At 73.6% G+C, this 19,583-nt stretch carries 20 protein-coding genes; 1 reads left to right on the top strand and 19 read right to left on the bottom strand.

The genetic code is table 11. From position 1 onward, the window contains the following. Positions 1-6 precede the first annotated feature (6 nt). From hypF to OG444_RS29980, 16 genes are all read right to left on the bottom strand, one after another. Positions 7-2,442, bottom strand: a complete 2,436-nt coding sequence (hypF, locus tag OG444_RS30050) for a carbamoyltransferase HypF (protein ID WP_327265132.1) — start codon at positions 2,440-2,442, stop codon at positions 7-9. Next, positions 2,442-3,284, bottom strand: coding sequence for a hydrogenase nickel incorporation protein HypB (gene hypB, locus OG444_RS30045; protein WP_327265131.1), 843 nt, complete (start codon positions 3,282-3,284; stop codon positions 2,442-2,444). Before hypB ends, hypF begins: the two co-directional genes overlap by 1 nt. A 3-nt stretch (positions 3,285-3,287) precedes the next feature. Next, the gene (locus OG444_RS30040) at positions 3,288-3,683 is read right to left on the bottom strand and encodes a hydrogenase maturation nickel metallochaperone HypA/HybF (protein ID WP_327265130.1); all 396 of its coding nucleotides are present in this window, start codon (positions 3,681-3,683) and stop codon (positions 3,288-3,290) included. Between the two features lie 151 nt (positions 3,684-3,834). Beyond that, complete coding sequence (locus OG444_RS40810) at positions 3,835-3,939, bottom strand: DUF6893 family small protein (RefSeq protein WP_401678052.1); 105 nt, start codon at positions 3,937-3,939, stop codon at positions 3,835-3,837. Continuing rightward, complete coding sequence (locus tag OG444_RS30035; protein ID WP_327265129.1) at positions 3,936-4,520, bottom strand: hydrogenase maturation protease; 585 nt, start codon at positions 4,518-4,520, stop codon at positions 3,936-3,938. The genes OG444_RS40810 and OG444_RS30035 overlap by 4 nt, the downstream gene beginning before the upstream one ends. Then, positions 4,517-5,947 carry a hypothetical protein gene (locus OG444_RS30030; protein ID WP_327265128.1) on the bottom strand — a complete coding sequence of 477 codons (1,431 nt, stop codon included), beginning with the start codon at positions 5,945-5,947 and terminating at the stop codon, positions 4,517-4,519. Before OG444_RS30030 ends, OG444_RS30035 begins: the two co-directional genes overlap by 4 nt. Then, on the bottom strand, positions 5,944-6,648 hold the full coding sequence (locus tag OG444_RS30025; RefSeq protein ID WP_327265127.1) for a DUF6084 family protein: 705 nt from the start codon (positions 6,646-6,648) through the stop codon (positions 5,944-5,946). The genes OG444_RS30030 and OG444_RS30025 overlap by 4 nt, the downstream gene beginning before the upstream one ends. Beyond that, positions 6,645-7,331 carry a DUF5947 family protein gene (locus OG444_RS30020; protein ID WP_327265126.1) on the bottom strand — a complete coding sequence of 229 codons (687 nt, stop codon included), beginning with the start codon at positions 7,329-7,331 and terminating at the stop codon, positions 6,645-6,647. Before OG444_RS30020 ends, OG444_RS30025 begins: the two co-directional genes overlap by 4 nt. Next, positions 7,328-7,861 carry a hypothetical protein gene (locus tag OG444_RS30015; RefSeq protein ID WP_327265125.1) on the bottom strand — a complete coding sequence of 178 codons (534 nt, stop codon included), beginning with the start codon at positions 7,859-7,861 and terminating at the stop codon, positions 7,328-7,330. Before OG444_RS30015 ends, OG444_RS30020 begins: the two co-directional genes overlap by 4 nt. After that, the gene (locus OG444_RS30010; protein ID WP_327265124.1) at positions 7,858-9,642 is read right to left on the bottom strand and encodes a nickel-dependent hydrogenase large subunit; all 1,785 of its coding nucleotides are present in this window, start codon (positions 9,640-9,642) and stop codon (positions 7,858-7,860) included. Before OG444_RS30010 ends, OG444_RS30015 begins: the two co-directional genes overlap by 4 nt. A 152-nt stretch (positions 9,643-9,794) precedes the next feature. Next, positions 9,795-10,850 carry a hydrogenase expression protein HypE gene (locus tag OG444_RS30005; RefSeq protein ID WP_327265123.1) on the bottom strand — a complete coding sequence of 352 codons (1,056 nt, stop codon included), beginning with the start codon at positions 10,848-10,850 and terminating at the stop codon, positions 9,795-9,797. A 71-nt stretch (positions 10,851-10,921) separates the two neighbouring features. Beyond that, on the bottom strand, positions 10,922-12,670 hold the full coding sequence (locus tag OG444_RS30000) for an enoyl-CoA hydratase-related protein (RefSeq protein WP_327265122.1): 1,749 nt from the start codon (positions 12,668-12,670) through the stop codon (positions 10,922-10,924). A 242-nt stretch (positions 12,671-12,912) separates the two neighbouring features. Beyond that, positions 12,913-13,038 (bottom strand): hypothetical protein, encoded by a 126-nt coding sequence (locus OG444_RS29995; protein WP_327265121.1) that lies wholly within the window; start codon positions 13,036-13,038, stop codon positions 12,913-12,915. Next, complete coding sequence (locus tag OG444_RS29990; protein WP_327265120.1) at positions 13,035-13,532, bottom strand: hypothetical protein; 498 nt, start codon at positions 13,530-13,532, stop codon at positions 13,035-13,037. Before OG444_RS29990 ends, OG444_RS29995 begins: the two co-directional genes overlap by 4 nt. 278 nt (positions 13,533-13,810) lie before the next feature. Then, the gene (locus OG444_RS29985) at positions 13,811-14,182 is read right to left on the bottom strand and encodes a low affinity iron permease family protein (protein ID WP_327265119.1); all 372 of its coding nucleotides are present in this window, start codon (positions 14,180-14,182) and stop codon (positions 13,811-13,813) included. A 136-nt stretch (positions 14,183-14,318) separates the two neighbouring features. After that, entirely contained in the window at positions 14,319-14,834 is a 516-nt protein-coding gene (locus OG444_RS29980) for a hypothetical protein (protein ID WP_327265118.1), read from the bottom strand. A 124-nt stretch (positions 14,835-14,958) separates the two neighbouring features. Between OG444_RS29980 and OG444_RS29975 the strand changes: the two genes are divergently transcribed. Next, a complete protein-coding gene (locus OG444_RS29975) occupies positions 14,959-15,819 on the top strand; it encodes an alpha/beta hydrolase family protein (RefSeq protein WP_327265117.1) in 861 nt (286 codons plus the stop codon). Positions 15,820-15,860: 41 nt separating this feature from the next. On the opposite strand, the gene OG444_RS29970 is transcribed toward OG444_RS29975, so the two are convergent. The 3 genes from OG444_RS29970 to OG444_RS29960 form a co-directional block, all read right to left on the bottom strand. After that, entirely contained in the window at positions 15,861-16,880 is a 1,020-nt protein-coding gene (locus OG444_RS29970; protein ID WP_327265116.1) for a TolB family protein, read from the bottom strand. Positions 16,881-16,890: 10 nt separating this feature from the next. Next, on the bottom strand, positions 16,891-18,282 hold the full coding sequence (locus tag OG444_RS29965; protein ID WP_327265115.1) for an MFS transporter: 1,392 nt from the start codon (positions 18,280-18,282) through the stop codon (positions 16,891-16,893). A gap of 116 nt (positions 18,283-18,398) precedes the next feature. Then, positions 18,399-19,325, bottom strand: a complete 927-nt coding sequence (locus OG444_RS29960) for a glycosyltransferase (protein WP_327265114.1) — start codon at positions 19,323-19,325, stop codon at positions 18,399-18,401. Between the last annotated feature and the right edge of the window lie 258 nt (positions 19,326-19,583).

Below are 19,583 nucleotides of genomic sequence, written 5' to 3'. Positions count from 1 at the left end.
GTGGTGTCAGGGGGCGTCGCCGTGCGCGGCGGCCACCATCAGCTGGCCGAGGGACAGCCCGCCGTCGTTCGGGGGGATCCGGCCGTGCCGCAGCACGGTGAAGCCGGACGCGCGCAGCATCCGGGCGGACGCCGAGGAGAGCAGGGTGTTGGCGAAGACCCCGCCGGTCAGGGCGACGGTGTCCAGGCCGTGCCGCTCGCGCGCGAGGTCGCAGAGCGCGACGACGAGGGCGGCCACGGAGGCGTGGAAACGGGCGGCGATCAGCGCCGGACGGGTCCCGGCGCGCAGGTCGGCCACGACGGCGGCCAGTACGGGAGCGGGATCGGCCGTGACCGGCCCGTCGGCCGGCTCCGGTGGCACGCGCAGACCGAAGGCGTAGCCGGAACCGAGGTCGGGGCCGAGGTCGGGGCCGAGGTCGGGGCCGAGGTCGGACCCGAAGCCGGAACCGAGGTCGGACCCGAAGCCGGTACCGAGGTCGGGGCCGGGGCCGTCTTCGGTCCCGGCCACGTGCACCCCGTACGCCGCCCCCTCCAGCTCGATCGCGGCCTGCGCCTCATAACCGGCCCGATGGCAGATCCCGGCCAGGGACGAGACCGCGTCGAAGAGGCGGCCCATGCTGGAGGTGGGGACGCAGTTCAGCCCGCGTTCCAGCTGACGCTCCAGCAGCTGGAGTTCGTCCGGCGGACAGACAGCGGCGCAGGGCAGGTCCGGTGTCCACGCGATGCCGGCGGCCCGCAGATGGGAGAGCGCCATGCGGTACGGGCGGTGCACGGCCGCGTCGCCGCCCGGCAGCGGGACGTACGCGAGGTGGGCGAAGCGGGTGTACCCCGCGTAGTCGGCGAGGAGGACCTCGCCGCCCCACACGGCGCCGTCGTCGCCGTATCCGGTGCCGTCGAAGGCGACGCCGATCACCGGGCGGCCGCCGTCCAGGCCGTGCTCCGCCAGCGCGGAGGCGATGTGCGCGTGGTGGTGCTGGACGCGGACGAGGGGCCGGGCGCCGGCGGCGCGCCGCGCCCACTGGGCGGAGCGGTAGCCCGGGTGCCGGTCGGCGGCGACGAGCCCGGGGACGACGCCGGTGATGGACTCCAGCTGCCGCTCGGCGCCTTCGAGGGCGTACTGGGTGGCCAGGTCGTCCATGTCGCCGATGTGGGCGGACAGCCAGGCCCGGCGCCCCTCGCCGAGGCAGAAGGCGTTCTTGAGGTCCCCGCCCGCGGCGAGGGTGGCGGGGACCGGCAAGGGCAGGGTCAGCGGCAGCGGGGCGTACCCGCGCGAGCGCCTCAGCGTCAGCGTCTCGCCGTCGCACACCCGCACCACGGAGTCGTCGCACGGCACGTGGATCGGGCGGTCGTGGGTCAGCCATCCGTCGGCGAGGGCGGCCAGCCGGTCCAGCGCCTCGTCGTCGTCGGTGACGATGGGCTCCCCCGCGAGGTTCCCGCTGGTCATGACGAGCAGCCGGGGGCCCGGCGGATCCCCGGGCAGCCCGAGCAGCAGGTGGTGGACGGGGGTGTACGGGAGCATCACGCCGAGGTCGGGACAGCGCGGGGCGACCCCGTCCGGGCCGTCCCCGCCCGCGCGGCGGCGGAGCAGCACGATGGGCCGGGCGCCCCCCGTGAGCAGTTCGCGTTCAGCGGGGCCGATGTGCGCGAACCGCTCGACGTCGGCAAGGTTGCGGGCCATCAGGGCGAAGGGCTTGTCCCCGCGCGCCTTGCGCCTGCGCAGCTCGGCCACGGCGCCGGCGTCGGTCGCGTCGCAGGCCAGGTGGTAGCCGCCCAGGCCCTTGACGGCGAGGATCGCCCCGGCGGCCAGGAGCCTGCGGGCTCCGGCGACCGGGTCGGCCGCGGCGCGCTCGCGGGGCGGGTGGCCGGTCAGCAGCCTGAGCCGGGGACCGCAGGCCGGGCAGGCGACGGGCTGGGCGTGGAAGCGGCGGTCGGCCGGGTCCTCGTACTCCCGGGCGCAGTCGGGGCACATGGGGAAGCCGGCCATGGTGGTGTGGGCGCGGTCGTACGGCAGCCCGGTGACGATGGTGAAGCGCGGCCCGCAATGGGTGCAGGTGATGAAGGGGTGCCGGTGGCGCCGGTCGGCGGGATCGGCGAGTTCGGCGAGGCAGTCGGCGCAGGTGGCCACGTCCGGGGAGACCAGCGTCCGGGCGGGGCCGCCGGTCAGGGAGGCGATGATGGTGAATCCGGCGCCGCCCGCCACGGGGACCTCCCAGTGGTCGACGGCGTCGACCACGGCCAGCGGGGGCGCGTCCGCCGCGAGCCGTTCGCAGAACCGCGACACCGCAGCCGGGGCGCCCTCGACCTCCGCGACAACGCCCTCGGGGGTGTTGGTGACGTGCCCGGCCAGACCCAGCCCGGTGGCGCGTGTGTAGACATAGGGCCGGAAGCCGACGCCCTGGACCACGCCCCGGACGGTGACCCGGCGGCGCTGCACCGCCTCCATCAGCGCGTCTGCGCGACGGGGTGGACGTGGGGGTGATCGCGGTCCTCGTCGTGGACGTGGTCCTCGCCGTGCTCGTGCTCGTGCTCGTGCTCGTGGTCGTGGTCGTGGTCGTGGGTGTCGCCGTGCCCGTGGGTGTGACCGTGCCCGTGGGTGTGCCGGCGGGCCATCACCGGCGTGTGCGTGCCGGTGCCCTCCCCCGCCGCCAGCGCCCGGTCGAGCAGGACGCCCAGGCCCTCACCCGCCCGCGCCGAGGTGAGCACCACCTCCACGCCCGGATTGACCTGCTCGACGTTGGCGCGGAAGGCGGCCTCGTCGAACTCGACGGCTCGCGCGATGTCGGTCTTGGTGACCACCACCAGCTGGGCCAGTCCGAAGGCGGTCGGATACTTCAGCGGCTTGTCCTCGCCCTCGGTCACCGAGGCGAGCACCACCCGCAGCGACTCCCCGAGGTCGTAGCCGGCCGGGCAGACCAGATTGCCCACGTTCTCCACGAAGAGCAGCCGGGTGTCCGCCGGCAGCCAGCCGTCCAGGTGCCGGCCGAGCATCGCGGCCTCCAGATGGCACAGCCCGTCGGTGAGCACCTGCTTGACCGGTACGCCCGAACGGGCCAGCCGCACGGCGTCGTTCTCGGTGGCCAGGTCGGCCGTCAGCGCGGCCACGGCCACGCCCCGCTCCCGGCCGAGGAGCAGTTCGCGCTCCAGCAGCGCCGTCTTCCCGCTGCCGGGGCTGGAGAGCAGGTTGACCACCGTCGTACCGCGCGCGGTGAGTTCGGTGCGCAGGACCTGGGCGGCGACATCGTTCTTGGCGAGCACCGCCTGCCGCAGATCGACCACTCGGCACATGGTTCAGGCCTCCTCGGGAATCGGTTCGCGGGTACGGGCACCGGCGGGGCCGTCTTCCCAGCACACGCTGAGGATCTCCAGCTCACGGCCCGACAGCAGTTCCACCCCGGTGGCCCTGCCGCATCCGGGGCAGCACAGTTCGGGGGGCATCCCCACGGCCCAGGTGCCGGGGCAGGCCCCGCAGCGGGCGCGGGCCGTCACGGACTCCGTGACGAGTTCGGCGCCTTCGAGGACCGTTCCGGCGCAGGCCAGTTCGAAGCAGAAGGCCAGCGCGTCGGGCACCACCCCCGCCAGCTCGCCGACCTGCAGCCGTACCGAGGTGACGGCCTGTGCGCCGCCCGACCGGGCGGCCTCTTCCACCTGGCCCACGACGGCCATGGCGATCGACATCTCGTGCATCGGACTCCGTCCTGCCGGGGCTCATTGAACCGGCGGGACGGGGTCCGGGCGGTCGGGCACGCCGGTGCGCGTCACGCCCCGTACGCCATTCGGGCGCCCGTGTCCGCCGATGCGTCCGCACCCGCGTCCACGGCCGTGCCCCGCGGCGGTGTCACATCCGGCGCATGCGCAGGTACCGCCGGAGGTCGGGGAGGATCTGCAGCACGGCAGCGGCGAGGGCGGCGGCCGCGGCCGCTCCGAAGACGGCCTTCTTCATGGGGTTCTCCTCAGTTCGCGGCGGGTCCGTTCGGTTTCGTCGTCGGCCCGGCCGTGGATCAGGTCCAGGGCCATGCGTACGGCCTCCGGCACGGCGGCGGCCACCGGTGCGCTCAGTCCGATGCCCTCCTCGACACCGGCCGGTTCGCAGCCGAGGACGAGCGTGCGCCGCGGAGGGGTGGCACCGGTCCCGGCGCACAGGGTGTCCAGCAGGGCGAGGACGGTGTCGGGGGACATCTGGTGGCCGTCCAGGACGGGCGCCTCCGGTGCCCCGGCGGCGGCCCCGCCCTGCCCCGTGCTCGTGCTCGTACTCGTACTCGTGCTCGTGCTCGTGCTCCCGTCGGCCTCGATGAGGTAGAGGGTGCCGGGTTCGCCGCCGCGTGCGGTGGCGTCGACCAGCACGAGCGTGTCGTAGCCGTCGAGGATCTGGTAGGCGAGGTGGACTCCGCGGACGCCGAAGTCCACCGCCTCGACGCCGTCGGGCAGGGGGTGCGCGGCCAGGGCCCGCACGGTCTCGACGCCGAAGCCGTCGTCCCCGAGGAAGACGTTGCCGATGCCGGCGATCAGGACCCGGTCGTTCACGCGTCCTCCAGGGGGGTGACCTCGTCGGGCTGGAAGTAGAGGAACCGGCCCTGCTCGCGGCGGATGTCCGCGCCCGGGTCGTCCTCCACGGTGACGGCGAGGTGCACTCCCCCGTCGACGTCGTGCAGAACGGCCTCGACCTGCGCGGTGCGGCCCTGGAGGAACAGGTCCTGGGCGTCGGTGCGCCGGAGTCCGGGGCGGAGCAGGACCCGGCTGCCGGGGCCCACCGAGGCGCCGTCGATGGTGATCCGGTCGCGGGAGGGGTCGGCGGTGTCCGCGCGGGCCGGGTCCCACCAGGGCGTGTCGGGTCTGAACACCACGTCCTCGGAGGGGAGTTCCGTGAGCAGCGGGGGCTGTTCCGGGCCGGTGACCTCCCGCAGGGCGCGGACGGCGCCGTGCAGTCGTTCCAGTACCTCGGGCGGCATGGAGTCGGCGAGGTCGATCACGGCAGCCGCCCGGGGGTCGGTACCGCGGGCCTCGCGCTTCTCCTGCTCGGTCAGGGCGGCCGTGCGCAGGGCGAGGATCTCGTCGATCTCGGTGGCGTCGTACATGGCGCCCACGCTCTCGGGGGCGATGGCCGGGTGGTCCTCCAGGATGATCGGGGAGGACAGGACCACGTCGGCGCGGCCGGGTTCGCCGGCGAGCACCGGCCAGGTGTGGCGGTTGGCGCAGGCAGCCACCGCCTCCCTGGCCCACTCGGGCGGGTCGGTCATGGACAGGAAGGATCCGGAGTCCAGGCCCAGCAGCAGGTGTGCGGCGACCAGCGAGTGGGGCAGGGCGGCCTCGCGGTCGACGGGGCCGGAGCCGGGAGGCGGCGTCCAGGGGCTGGTGTTCTCCACCACCGCCCGGAGCCGGAACACACGGTACGCGCCGGGCAGTTCGGTGGCGTGCAGCCGTAGCCTGCCCTCGATCTCCTCGGTACGCCGCACCAGCCGGCCGACCGTGCGCCCGTCGGCGTCGAGGACGGGCTCGGTGTCGACGCGGGCGGGGCGGCTGAAGGGGAAGGTGACGCCGTCCTCACCCAGCAGCTCGGCGACGGGCACGGTCGCCTCGACCCGTTCCTCGGTACCCTCGTCCCAGGGCACCAGGACCCGGTCGGCCAGGTGCAGCTCGGCGACCTCGGTGAAGCCGCCGCCGTCCGAGGCCTGTTCGACCGTACGCCGCTGCGCGTGCAGGAAACGCAGTTCCAGGGCGAGGGTCGCCGCGCCCCGCGGTTCCATCAGGATCTCGGTCTGCTGGAAGACGTGCTCGTCGTGCGCGCGGCCCCAGGCCGGGGGCACGAGGACGCCGAACTGCCAGCGCAGCCGGTTCTTGGCGGCCGAGGCGCGGTAGGGGTAGAGCACGTACCCCTCCAGCAGGACCGCGTCGGCCACCTGCCGGGCGACCGCGAAGCGGGAGGAGGACTTGGGGGTGGTCGTCGTGGTCACGGAGCCGCCCTCTCGGTGAGGCGCGGCAGGATCGCGCCCAGCCGGACGGGACCCGGAGGGTCCTGCGGCTGCGGCGGGGCGGCCGCGTCCAGCAGGGCCCGTACGGTCGCCTCCCACGAGGCGAGCGCGTGGCGGGAGCGGTAGGCGAGCAGCTCGTCCATGGTGTCGCGGGGCAGCCGGAGCCAGCCGCAGCCGGGGAAGTGCTGCTCGACCATCTCGCGCCACACGGGCACGGGCATCCGGTACGCGGCTTCGCGGTCCCAGGGCACCGGTTCGACGCGGAAGCCGGCGTCACCGGTGAAGGCGGTGCCGGAGAACAGCATCAGCAGGGGTACCTCGCCCTCCTCCAGGGCTTCGAAGTACCGGGTCGCGGCGATGTCCATGTCGTAGGTGCAGGGCACGACGAGGTCGGTCTCCGTCTCCCCGGTGAAGCTCGGGACCATCACGGAGACCTGGGCGAACTGCACGGGCTGGAGGGTGTGGCCCCAGCGCGAGCGCTCGCCGAACAGGTCCGCCAGCCCTTCCGCCTCGGCGGGGCCGTAGCCACGCCGGGCCGGTTCGATGCGGATCTGGCAGCGCAGGGCGATGGCGTGCACGCGGGCGCCTCCGGCGGCGGTGATCCGCAGCCGGAAGACGAGGGTGGGACCGGCGGCGTACGGGTCGGCGCGCACTCCGGTGCAGGTGAAGGCGAATTCCGTCATCGGGTCCCGCCCTCCGCCGTCGCCGCCGTGTCCGCCGTCTCCGGCAGGGCCCTGGAGCGTCGTTCCACCTGCTCGAAGAAGGTCTTGAGCGCCGCCCGTGCCTCCGCCCCGCCGTCGAAGCCCTGCCACAGCAGCCGCATCCGCCCCACCAGCTCGTAGCAGATGTCGATCGGCACCAGGTAGCACTCGGTACGGCCCTCCGAGCGGCGCAGCAGCAGCGCCTCGACATCGGGTTCGAGGAGTGCGGAGAGCCGGCCGGTGCCCAGTGCGGTCTGCCAGGTCTCGGGGTCGAGTTCGCTCTCGGTGGCTCCGGCCGGGCTCGGGTAGAGGGCCACCAGCCGGTCGAGGGCGGCGTTGCGGAAGAAGAACGCGACGCCGACCGGGATCTGGAGGAGCTCCCACGCGCCGTCGTCGAGCCGGTGGCCGGGGTCGGTGAGGTAGCGGTCCGGGACGGCCCGCAGGCGTCCGGTGCCCGAGCCCGGCCGGTCGAACAGCAGGGCGCAGGCGGTGCAGGCGCACACCAGCGCGCGCTGCTCGGTCTGCACCAGATGGCGGTGGCCGTCGCGGGGCACGACGACCCCGCACAGTTCGCAGGTCTCGGGCCGGGGCGGGCGGGGGCCCGCGAACCGGCGCAGCCCGCGCGGGGCGCGCGGGCCGTCGTGGAGGAGACCGGGCCCGTTCACGGCACCCGCGCCGGGCTCGGGGGCCGGGTGCCGATCTGCAGGAGGGCGGGGGCCGGGGCCGCGGCGGGCTCCCGTTCCACGCTCGTCACCTCGGGGGCGAAGCAGGCCAGGCTGTCCTCCAGGGTCCGTGCGGCATCGTCCGGGCCGCCCGAGCCGGAGCCGCAACCGCAGCCGGTGGAGGCGGCGGCGGGGCGCAGTCGCAGGACGCCGGTGTTCTCGTCGAAGCCGAGCAGTTCCACCGGTTCGCCGTGGGCGGCCAGGGCCCGGGCGATGCGGGTGTGCACGTCCTCGGGGTGCAGCCCGTGCAGGGAGAGCAGGCTCGCCACGAGTTCGTCGTCGTAGACGGGCTCGAGCGGGCCCGCCCCGATCTTCTCGACGATGCGGGCGAGCCCGGCGCCGTAGAAGTCCATGAGGACGCGCACCAGTTCCTCGGCAGCCGTGCACGCCGCCCGGTCGCCGGTGGCGGCGAGCCGGTCGAGCACCTCCTCGACGCGGCGCCCGGCCCGGGCGCCGTCGATCGCGGCCGTCATCCGCCCAGTCCGCTCAGACCGGTGGGCACGTGCATCGTCTTGACCGTCTTGCCGCCGCCGACGTACATGTGCACTCCGCACGGCAGACAGGGGTCGAAGCTGCGGACGGCGCGCATGATGTCGATGCCCTTGAAGTTCTCCGGGGTGTTCTCCTCGAAGATCGGGGTGTTCTGCACGGCGTCCTCGTAGGGGCCGGGCGTGCCGAAGGTGTCGCGGGTGCTGGCGTTCCACGGGGTCGGCGGGTAGGGGTGGTAGTTGGCGATCTTCCCGTCTCGGATGACCATGTGGTGCGACAGGACGCCCCGTACCGCCTCGGTGAAGCCGACGCCGAGCCCCTCGTCCGGGACCTCGAACTTCTCCCAGGTCTGGGTGCGTCCGGCGCGGACCTCGGCGAGGCCCTTCTCGGCGCAGTGCAGGGCGATGGCGGCCGCGTAGGCCTGGAAGTAGGTGCGCGCGCGGTTGCGTTCGAGCGCGTTGCTCCACTTCGGGATCTTCCACTCGAAGCGGGTCTCGGGCTTGGTCATCGTGCGCGGCAGGGTGATCACGACGCTGTGACCGGTGGCCTGCACGTAGTCGGTGTGGACCAGGCCCGACAGGGCGGTGGACCACAGGCGGGCGATGGGGCCGCCGCCGGTGTCCAGGGCCAGGTGGTCCTTGCCGTCGAACCAGCGGGGCGACATGACCCAGCTGTACTTGTCGTCGAAGTTGCGCTTCTGCGGGGCAGGGATGGTGTGCTGGTTCCACGGGTGGCGCGGGTCGACGGGGTTGCCGAGCGGGTCGTGGGTGACGAACTGCTCCTGGCCCTGCCAGTCGTCGTAGTACGAGCTGCCGAGCAGGATGCGGATGCCGAGGTTGATCTCGGTGAGGTCGTTGGTGACCAGCTTGCCGTCCACCACCACGCCCGGGGTGACGAACATCTTCCGTCCCCAGTCGGTCATGTTGGCGTACGTGAAGTCGCAGTACTCGGGGTCGTTGAGGGCGCCCCAGCAGCCGAGGAGGACGCGCCGGCGGCCGACCTCCTCGTATCCGGGCAGGGCCTCGTAGAAGAAGTCGAAGAGGTCGTCGTGGAGCGGGACGACCTTCTTCATGAACTCGCAGTACCGCATGAGGCGGCTCATGTAGTCCGTGAAGAGCTGGACGGAGGCGATGGTGCCGACGCCGCCCGGGTAGAGGGTGGAGGGGTGCACGTGGCGGCCCTCCATCAGGCAGAACATCTCGCGCGTGTAGCGGGAGACCTGGAGCGCCTCGCGGTAGAACTCGCCCTCGATGGGGTTGAGGGAGCGCATGATGTCGGCGATGGTCCGGTAGCCGTGCTCGCCGGCGTGCGGGGCGGGGGTGCGCTCGGCAAGTTCCAGGACGCCCGGGTTGGTCTCGCGGACCATCTTCTCGCAGTAGTCGACCCCGACCAGGTTCTCCTGGAAGATGTTGTGGTCGAACATGTACTCCGCGGACTCGCCCAGGTTGATGATCCACTCGGCGAGGTGGGGCGGCTTCACCCCGTAGGCCATGTTCTGCGCGTACACCGAGCAGGTGGCGTGGTTGTCACCGCAGATGCCGCAGATGCGGCTGGTGATGAAGTGCGCGTCGCGGGGGTCCTTGCCGCGCATGAAGACGCTGTAGCCGCGGAAGACCGACGAGGTGCTGTAGCACTCCGCGACCCGCTTCTGCTTGAAGTCGATCTTCGTGTGGATGCCGAGGCTGCCGACGATCCGGGTGATCGGATCCCAGGCCATCTCCACCAGGCCGCTGCCGTCTGCGGCCGCCTTCGTCTTCGGTGTCATCGTTTCTGCCGTGACCCTTCTTCGGTGCGGGGAGCGGGAGTTGGTGGTGCGTTTGCGGGTTCCGGTTCCCCGGGGCCCGGGGAACCGGAACGCAGGGGAACCGGAACGCGGAGGTTCCGGAACCCTGGGGACCCGGGGAGCCCCGGGAGCCGTCACCAGGGCGGGCGGTAGCCCGTGGTCAGGCTCCGGCCGGTCTGCCTCCACTTCGGTTCCTCGTCCACGGTGTGGGCGGTGACCGAGCGGAGCCTGCGGATCAGCGCGCCGTACGCACTGCTCGCCCGCGTGGAGACCTTGGCGCCGGGGGGTTCGTCCATGAACGGCATGAACTTGTCGGGGAAGCCGGGCATCGTGCAGGCGATGCAGATGCCGCCGACGTTGGGGCAGCCGCCGATGCCGTTCATCCAGCCGCGCTTGGGGACGTTGCACTTGACGACGGGACCCCAGCAGCCGAGCTTGACGAGGCAGAGCGGGGAGTCGTACGTCTCGGCGAACTGGCCCTGCTCGTAGTAGCCGGCGCGGTCGCAGCCCTCGTGCACGGTGGCCCCGAAGAGCCAGGTCGGGCGCAGCTTGTCGTCGAGGGGGATCATCGGCGCGGAGCCGGCCGCCTGGTAGAGCAGGTAGGTCAGGGTCTCCGAGAAGTTGTCGGGCTGGATCGGGCAGCCCGGCACGCAGACGATGGGGATGCCGGCCTTCGAGGTCCAGTCCCAGCCCAGGTAGTCGGGCACGCCCATGGCGCCCGTCGGGTTGCCCTCCATCGCGTGGATGCCGCCGTACGTGGCGCAGGTGCCGATGGCCACGACGGCGAGGGCCTTGGGGGCGAGGCGGTCGATCCACTCGCTGGTGGTGATGGGCTGGCCGGTCTCCGGGTCGTCACCGAAGCCGCACCAGTAGCCCTCGGGCTTGATCTTCTCGTTGGGGATCGATCCCTCGACCACCAGGACGAAGGGATCGATCTCGCCCCGCTCGCCCTTGAAGAACCACTCGATGAAGGTGTCGGCGCCGCCGACCGGGCCGCATTCGAAGTCGATCAGCGGCCAGTGCACGGCGACCCTGGGCAGACCGGGCAGCACGCCGGTCACGATCTCTTCGATGCTCGGCTGCATCGCCGCCGTCAGGGACACCGAGTCGCCGTCGCAGCTCAGACCCGCGTTGATCCAGAGAATGTGGATCAGCGGGTCCTCGACCGGGTCCTGTGTCGCTGTGGCCATGGGACGGCTCCTCGGGGAGGGGGGTGGTGGGGGTGAGGGGGAGGCGGCCTGCCTCGTCCACACCTTTCTTGCTAACAGCAGTCCGGCCCGCGCGCCGCGTCAGGTGCGGCCAGTCCAGTGACACCGCGCGGCCGGACGGCCGCGGCGCGGCCGAGGTGGGCCGGCGTGGCGGCCGGGCGCTCCTTGCGGACGAAGGCGCGGCGCAGTGCGTGGTAGGGGGCGTCCGGGTCGAAGAAGGTCTGGCGCATGAGGGCCAGCTCGGCCTCGCGGTGGGCGGCCAGCGGCCGGACCGCCTCGTCGCGCTCGCGCGCCGCCTTCTTCCCGGCGATCCGGGAGGCGGTGGCGGGCAGGGCGGCGAGCCGGACCGCGAGGCGCTCCGTCTCGCCGGTGAAGTCCCCGGGCGCGCAGGGCACCGTACGGTCGGCCAGTCCGAGCTCCTGCGCGGCCGCGGCGCTCAGCGGGAGGGCCTCGGCGGTGAGGCGCTCCGCGAGCACCGGGCCTACGCGGCGCGGGAGGGTGTACGTCCAGTACTCGGAGCCGTGCAGGCCCATCAGGCGGTAGTGCGGGTTCAGGACGACGCCCGAGCGGCACCAGACCTCGTCGGCGGCGAGGGCGAACATGGCCCCTCCGGCGGCGGCGTTGCCGCCCAGTGCGCTGACCACGAGGCGATCGGTGGTGGTGAGCACCGCCTCGACCAGGTCGTTCATGGCGTTGATGTTGGCCCAGGACTCCTCGGCCGGGTCGGCGGCCGCCTCGATGACGCCGAGGTGGATGCCGTTGGAGAAGAAGTCGCGGCCGCCGCCCAGGACCAGGACGGTGGTGGGCCGGGTGAGGGCGTCCCGGTAGGCGTCCAGCAGACGTCGGCAGTGCGCGGTGCTCATGGCGCCGCCCGGGAAGGAGAACGCCAGGAAACCGGCCTGTCCCTCCTCGTGGTAGCCGATGTCGGACCAGGTGCGGCGGTGCGGGCCGCTGTGCGGCGGTGCGGGACGTTCGGGAAGCGGGGGCAGCCGGTCGGCGAGCGCGAGCGCGGCGGGCAGTTTGGGGGCGGCCGGGCCTCCCGGCCGGCGGCGGGCGCGCAGTTCCGGGATCCAGACCGCGCCGTCGGCCGTGGCCCGGCAGAGCGCCCCGGTCCGGGTGGCCAGCAGCTCGCCGGGGCGGCCGCGCAGCTGCTCCTCGCGGTGCCCGCCGTACAGGAACCACTCGCCGCCGAGCAGGTCGTCGTCCCGTACGCCGGGCTGCGAGTCGGCGGCGCGCAGCGCGCGCAGGACGTCCTCGGTGGTGTCGTTCTCCCAGTCGATCCGGCGCTCCTCCTGGCGCAGCAGCGGGCGGGCCCGGCCCTCGGCCTGGGGCTGCGGGGTGTAGGTACCGGAGGCGAACCGTTCCACCGCGAGCAGGACGGCCTCCAGCGCGGCGTCCGCGATCTCGCCCCGGTAGAGGTCGCTCTTGCCGACCGGCGGCACCGGGCAGGGGGCCGAGGCCCAGACGTCGCCGGCGTCCATCTCCGCGTTGGCCTGCAGGACGGTCACCCCCCACCGGGACTCGCCGTCCTGGATGGCCCGGTCGAGCGAGGAGGGGCCGCGGTCGCCGACCGGTCCCGGGTGGACGATCAGGCAGGTGTGTGCGGCCCACACCTCCTCGGGCAGGGCCGTGCGCAGCATGGGGGCGAGCACGAGGTCGGGGCGGTGACCGCGGACGGCGTCGGCCAGGCAGGCGCCGGGCAGCGCGAGTTCGACCGCGACGCGGTGGCCGCGGTCGCGCAGCTCGGCGTGGACTCGCTGCGTGAGGCTGTTGAACGCGCTCGCGATGAGCAGGACGTACAAGGGATCTCCCAGCGGCGGCCCGGAGCCGCGCGTGCGCGGTGCCCGGCCTGGTCGGCGGCCCGTGGCCGGAACATGACCGGCCGCCTGAGATGGTCGGGGAGTCCGGGGCGCCCATGGCCGAGGCCGCGCGGGGAGTCACTCGAAAGCGCCGTTTCGGCGTCCGCTCGGCCCTACGTCCTGTCGTCGAAGTAGCGCCGGTCGGGCCGGGCGCCGCGGGCCAGGCGGGACTTTGACGACAGGACCTAGGTGTCCTGTCGATCGAGCCCGGCGTCGGCCGTGGGCCGTTCCCCTGGCCAGAGGCCCGGCCTGTCGGTGTCGAGCCGGGTGACGTGCGCGCCGAACCCTTCCTGCGCGTCGTCGTCGATCACGCACGCGGCTCTGGGTCTGATCCTTGCAGAGGCTCTCCAGGGCGTTGTGCGTGGGCGCGGCGCACGTGCTTCACCGTCACCGCCGCCGGGAGAGCGGTCAGGAGGAGGGACAGTCCCACCGGGAGCACCCCCGCCCACACCGTCGGTGAGACGTACGCGGTGCCGGACGTACCGTCCACCAGCCACGCACGGACCGGTTGCGCATCTATGTCGCCCTCGACGGGGACGTCGAACGACGAGCCGCCGTCGTCCGGGGTGAAGGCACCCGAGCAGGACGTCGACGTTCCCGCATTGGCCACGGTGTTGTCGTGCGTCCGGCAGTCGGCTTCGGTCACGGTCCCGGAATCGCCCCACAGCGCCGCCCGCAGCTCTCCGGTGAAGTTCGTCAGCACGACGTAGGCCAGAAGCAGCCCGGCCAGACAGGCCAACGCCAGCCACGGCGCGGGTCCGACCTGCTCCGGTTGCCCGTCCAGAACGTCCCTGCTCTCGCTCATCCCCACCCTCGGATCGCCGACGGACCTCCATGGTGGCCGATCCGAAGCACCCTCGAAAGCCCTCCGTGGCGTGCTGGTGGGCTCGTACGATCGTCGAGTCGACCGACACCAGCGAGACTCTGTCGTCGGCCGCGTCCTTCTCCGCCGGGACCGCCTGCGGCATCCCGCGAGAACGCGGCTGTCGGGCGTTTCGGCAACGCGGCGAGGTGCCGCGCCGGACGTCGTGGCCCCGGCCATGATCCGCCGGACGGGGCCCAGGGGGTGGCCGGACGCTGCCGCTACTCGCCCTCCTCGATCCCGATGGCCTTGGCGAGGTCCCTGTGCGCGCGGCCCGGCTCGCCCTCGTACTGCTCCAGGAGCGCGGCCGCGATGGCGTCGAGCTTGAGCTGGATCGCGTGCTCGGCCCTGCGCTCGGAATTCTTCAGCAGGGCCAGGAGCAGCAGGGCGACCGCGCCCATCGCGTCGCCGAGCAGGTGCTGCCAGCTCGTGCTCACATGCGCCAGATGGGCTCCGACGAAGGCGGCCACCAGCAGGACGCAGAACACGGAGAAGACGGCGGAGCTGGTGAAGTTGGAGGCCAGCTCGGCCAGCTTCTCGAAGCGGCCGAGCCGCCCCCGCCCGCCCTTCTCCGCAGGATGTTCGAAGGCCATGGTCTGCAGGTGCCCGATCGGGGAGCACCCAATCGCCCGGGGCGGGTCAAGCACCCGACCGGCCCAGACGGGCCACCCCCTTGATCCGGCGCACCGCCCCTGCCCGTCGGGGCGAACGCCGCGCCCGGACCGGCGGTCACCGCGCCGGGACGGGTCCCCACAGGCTGACGCTCCACACGTCGCCGTGGCCCGGGTGGCAGCCCCGCTCCTCCTCCTCGTCGTCCACGACGATCACGGAGACGCCGGACGCGGCCGCCCGGTGTTCGAGGAAGCCGCCCTGATCGCCGACCGTCAGTTCCGGGGCGCCGGGGACCCGCGCGAGTTCCGCGCGCAGGGTCTCCCACGCGACGTGACGGGGGAACCCGACCCCCGTCGTCCGGGCCCATTCCTGCGCCGCGCCGTGGCCGGGGGCGAGCCGGTGGAGCTCGACGGATCCGCCGGACATCACCCACCCGCCGCCGGGGACGGGGTTGAAGTAGAGCTCGACGAACCCGTGGTCGCGGCGCAGCGACTCGCCGCCCTCATCGACGACGTCGACGAAGCGGTGCCGGACGGCCCGGCCGGCCTCGTCGAGGGTGGAGCCGATGCCGATCCCGTGCAGGCGTCCGGTCCTGACGAACGAGGCGAGGAATTCGATACCGGTGGGGGTCACGGCAGGGATCATCACACGCTCCGCGATGCGGCCGCAGCCGCCGGGTCCGGACGCCCGGCGTGATCCGGCTGTTGAACGTGCTCCGCGCAGAGCGCAGGATGACCAGGAGCGAGGGAGGCCTGCGGTGTCGTCCACCGAAGTGACCACGGAGACCGTGCGCGCCGAGGACGGCGCCACGGCTCAAGTCCGGTTCCACCGAAGGCCCGACGAGCCGTCGGCCCCGGTGGTGGTGTGCCTGCCCGCGATGGGCACCCGGGCCGCCTCCTACACCCCGCTGGCGGAAGCGCTCGCAGGGGCCGGGTTCCAGGTGGCCGTCGGCGAGTTGCGGGGGCAGGGCACGAGCTCGGTCCGCGTGCGGCGCGGAGTGCGCTACGGCTACCACGAGATGGTGGCGTACGACCTGCCCGCGCTGTTCCGGGCGGTCGCGGCCGCCTTCCCGGGGGCGCCGCGCCTGCTGTTGGGGCACAGCCTCGGAGGGCAGCTCGGCACGCTCTACCTCGGCCGGGAGCCGCACATGGCCGCGGGCGCGGTCCTGGTGGGGGCCCCGTCCTGCCACTACCGCGGCTGGCCGTTTCCGCAGAGCCTGGGGATGCTCGCGGGGTTCCACCTCGCGGCCGCCTTCGCCTCCGTGTACGGCTACTTCCCCGGCCGGCGCATCAAGGTGCTGGGCAACGACAGCGCGCAGGTGCTGCGGGACATGGCCACCCAGGTCCGCACGGGCCGCTACGACGTGCCGTCCTCGCCCGAGGACTTCGAGCCCGGCCTGGCCCGGATGGACCTGCCGGTGCTGGCGGTGACCGTACGGGGCGACGGCATGGCCCCGCCCGCAGGGGTGCGGGGGCTCTGCGACAAGCTCACGAGCGCACGCGTGACGCACTGGGAACTCGTGCTCGGCGAAGGCACCCCGGGCAGCAGGCACTACGGGTGGATCCGCGACAACGCCGCACTGGTCGAACGGGTGCGGGCCTTCGCGGACCGGGCCTGATCGCTCCAGGAGGCCCGTCTCCCCGGTCCGCCTGCGGTGCGTCAGCCCAGGCGGGCCGGGGAGGAGGCCCCCGGGGCCAGCAGCTGCGGGGCGCCGCTGCCGTCGGCGGGGACGGTCCACAGGTCCGTGCTGTCGGCGGCGCCGTCGGTGGGCAGGGCGTAGGCGAGCGTACGGTCGTCGAGCCAGGCGGCCTGGTCGTCCACGCTGCGCTTCTCCGCGAGCGTGTGCTCCTGGAGCGTCCCGAGGTCCATCACGTGCTCGCGCCAGAGCGAGGCTCCGGCCCGGACCCGCTTCTTGTACGCGATGCGCGTCTCGTCCGGGGACAGCGACGGGCATTCGACGTTCCTGGCGAGGGTGGTGACGCTGCGCCCCGAGATCGAGCCCTTGACCAGGTGGGTCTCGCCGGCGGTGGAGAGGGTGGCGTAGAAGGTGTCGTCGTCCTTGGAGAAGGTGACCCCCCAGAAGTTCACGTCCTGCGCGCGGTACTCCCGGCCGTCCATGGAGATGGCGAACTCCTCCAGGTTCGCCTCCAGCTTCCCGGTGCGGGTGTCCGCGATCGCGGTACGGGTGGAGAAGAAGGCGGCGCCGTAGGACTCGCCGGAGACGAAGACGGTCCAGGCGGCGAACCGGCCGCTGGGCGAGACCCGGGCCCGGCTGGGGGTGCCCGCGAGGGGGAAGCTGCGCAGGGTGCGCAGTTCGGCGTCGACGATCAGCGCCTTGTTGTCCTGGGCGAGCGCCCCCGGCGTGGAGCGCAGGCACACGCCGGTGCCCGCGGCGGCGTAGAAGCGCTGGCAGTTGAGCTCGGAGGCGGTCCGCCCGGAGTCGGGCGCGTCGGCCGGGACCGAGGCGAGGGCGCCGCGGTGCGGGCCCTGCACGCCGTTGAGGAAGGTCAGGGTGCCGGGCCGGGTGAGCGTGACGGCCCCGGCGGCGATCGACGGGCCGTCCGCGGAGGGGGTGTCGTCGCGTGAGGCGGCGCGCAGCACCAGGGCGGCCGCGAGGCCCCCGAGCAGCAGTACCGCCACCGCGAGGACGAGCAGGCGGCGTGACTTGGACAGCGTCATCTGGAGGGCCTCACGCGCTTCGGGTTCGGGTCGGTTCGGGGTGGGCGGCGTCCGGCGCGGCCGCCGGACGCAGGACGAAGCCGGCGACGGCCGCGCAGCAGAGCAGGCCCGCCGCGGCGGCGGCCAGGGCCGGGCCGGTGCCCCACAGCGTCCACGCCCCGCCGAAGGCCAGCGAGCAGCCGAAGCGGGCCAGGGCCTGGCCGGTGCCGACGAGGGCGAGGCCGGTGGCGCGCAGCTCCCCGGGAACGGTGGCGGCGACGGCGGCGGGCAGCACCCCGTCGGTGGCGGCGTAGAACATGCCGTGCAGCGCGAGGACGAGGTAGGGCAGCGCCGGCCAGGCGGGGGCCCACAGCAGCAGCGCGTAGCCGGCCAGCAGGAGGGCGTGCCCGGTGAGGAACACCGTGCGCCGGCCGATCCGGTCGGCGAGGGCCCCGGCGGGCACGGCGAGCAGCAGGAACACGGCGGCGGTGCCCAGCGGCAGGAGCGGGAACCACTGGTCGCCGATGCCGGTGCGGCGTTGCAGGAGGAGGTAGACGAAGGCGTCGCTGACGGTGGTCAGGCCCAGCAGGACGGCGCAGATCGCCAGGTTGCGCAGGCGGGGCAGCCGCAGCAGGCCCAGTGCGTCGCGCAGGCGGACGGGGGCCGGGCGGTCCGCGCCGGCGGCAACGATGGGGGTGTCGGTGGCGGTGGCAGTGGCTGTGGCGTCGCCGGACGGCCGGGGCCCCGGCGGCCGGGGCTGCCGGGACGGCCGGGGCTGCGGGTCTGCGCCGCCGGACGGGACGAAGAGCATGAGCACCACGACGCCGAGCACGGCGACGCAGGCGCTGACGCCGAAAACGGCGTCGTAGCCGTCGACCGCGACGCTCAGGATGAGGAACGCGGCGAGCGGGCCGAGCAGCGCGCCGGTGGTGTCCATGGCCCGGTGCACGCCGAAGGCCCGCCCCTGTAACTCGGGTGGTGTGGACAGGGAGATCAGCGCGTCGCGCGGTGCGGTGCGCAGCCCCTTGCCGGTGCGTTCCAGGGTGAGGATCACGCTGATCGGGCCCAGGCTGTGGGCGAACAGCAGCAGCGGTTTGCACAGCGCCGACAGGCCGTAGCCGATGCCGGCGATCAGCTTGTGGTTGCGGACCCGGTCGGCCAGGTGGCCGCCGGTCAGCTGCACCAGGGCGCTCACCCCGTTGTAGACGCCGTCGAGCGCCCCGAAGCCGAGGGGACTGAGGCCCAGCCCGGCGATCAGGTACAGGGGCAGGACGGCGGTGACCATCTCGGAGGAGATGTCGGTGATCATGCTGACCGTGCCCAGGGCGAGGACGGTGGAGGCGACCGCGGGAGCCCGGGCGGGTCCCCGGTCGTCCGGTGCGGGCTTCGCGCCCGCGGGCGCGGAGCGGTCCGCGAGGTACATGCTCTGGAGCTCCCGGTGCCGACGGACTGAGTTCACTCGAACGTGCGAGTGGAACCCTAATGGGTGTACGGGCCAACTGTGGTGCGTACAGCGGGATTCGGCCGCCCGTCTCGGGTTCAGCCCTGCCTGCTGCTCTCGTCCCGGAGCCAGGTGGAGAAGTCCTGGTCGCGGATCGCCTTCCGGGACCCCCGGCGGGCGGCGAGCGCGGCCACCACGAACACCACCACCCCGGGCAGCAGCGCCGGCTGGGCCCGCAGCAGGGCGCGCAGATCGGCCGTGCCGGTGCGCGCGGACGGCGCGACCGCCCGCTCCGGCGCCTGCTCCGGCGCCTGCTCCGGCACCCGCTCCGGCACCCGCTCCCCCGCGTGCGAACCGGCCCGTTCCGCCGCCTGGAAGCGCTCGAACTCGGCGGAGGAGGTCGCGGCGCGGACCCGGCGCCTGATCAGGTCGGACCAGGTGCGCGGCGGATGGACGACGACCCGGGCCTCCTCGACCACGCGCCGCTCGCCCGGCCCGAAGGCGAGGGACGCGGCCAGGTCGTCGGCCATCAGCGGGGGCAGTGCGGCGATCCGCGCGTGCCCGGCCTCGGACACGGCGATGACCCCCCGGCCGAACAGGCCCTCCCGGACGGCGGGCAGCTTCTGCCACACCCGGTAGTAGGCCCGGACCGGCCACGCGCAGCCGGCCAGCGGGATGTCCCGGCCCGGGGCCGCGGCGAGGAGGGCCGGGCTCCGGTCGAGGGTGCTCACGAGGGCCCGTACGTCGGCGGCCCCGACGACCACGTCCGCGTCCACGTAGAGCCGGGGAAAGCCCCGGGCGTGCTCGTCGCCGGCCCGAAGTGCCAGATGTTTCGAGGGAGTCGGGATCTCCACCACGCGTACGCGGTCGCCGCGCGCACCCGCCACGCGGGCGGTGTCGTCCGTACAGCCGTTACACACCACGACGATGTCGGGTCCGGCCGCCGAGGTGTCGGCCAGGAGTGCGTCGAGGAGCCGGCCGATGACCCGGCCTTCGTTGTGGGCCGGTATCACGATGCTGGTCACCCGGGCAGTATGCATGCTCGAACACCCGCTCCACGCGATTCCGCCAACTCTGCCCGGGGGTAGGCCCGGTGGACTAGATTGAGCGGCGCCGACCGGATTCGGCACGCTTCGGCGACGCCGGAATCCGGAACGGGCCGGGACGGCCCGGAGCGGCAAGGGGTACGGGTTCGGCTGCTTGTGGGGAACAGGCTGCCGGGCCGGGGGGCGAAAGCACGCGAATCGCAGAGAGCATCGGTTGTGGGGGGCCATCACCGTTGA

This window comes from Streptomyces sp. NBC_01232 (assembly GCF_035989885.1).
GTDB lineage: Bacteria > Actinomycetota > Actinomycetes > Streptomycetales > Streptomycetaceae > Streptomyces.
The sequence above is the reverse complement of the archived record's forward strand: the minus strand, read 5'-3'. Positions and strand labels throughout refer to the sequence as shown.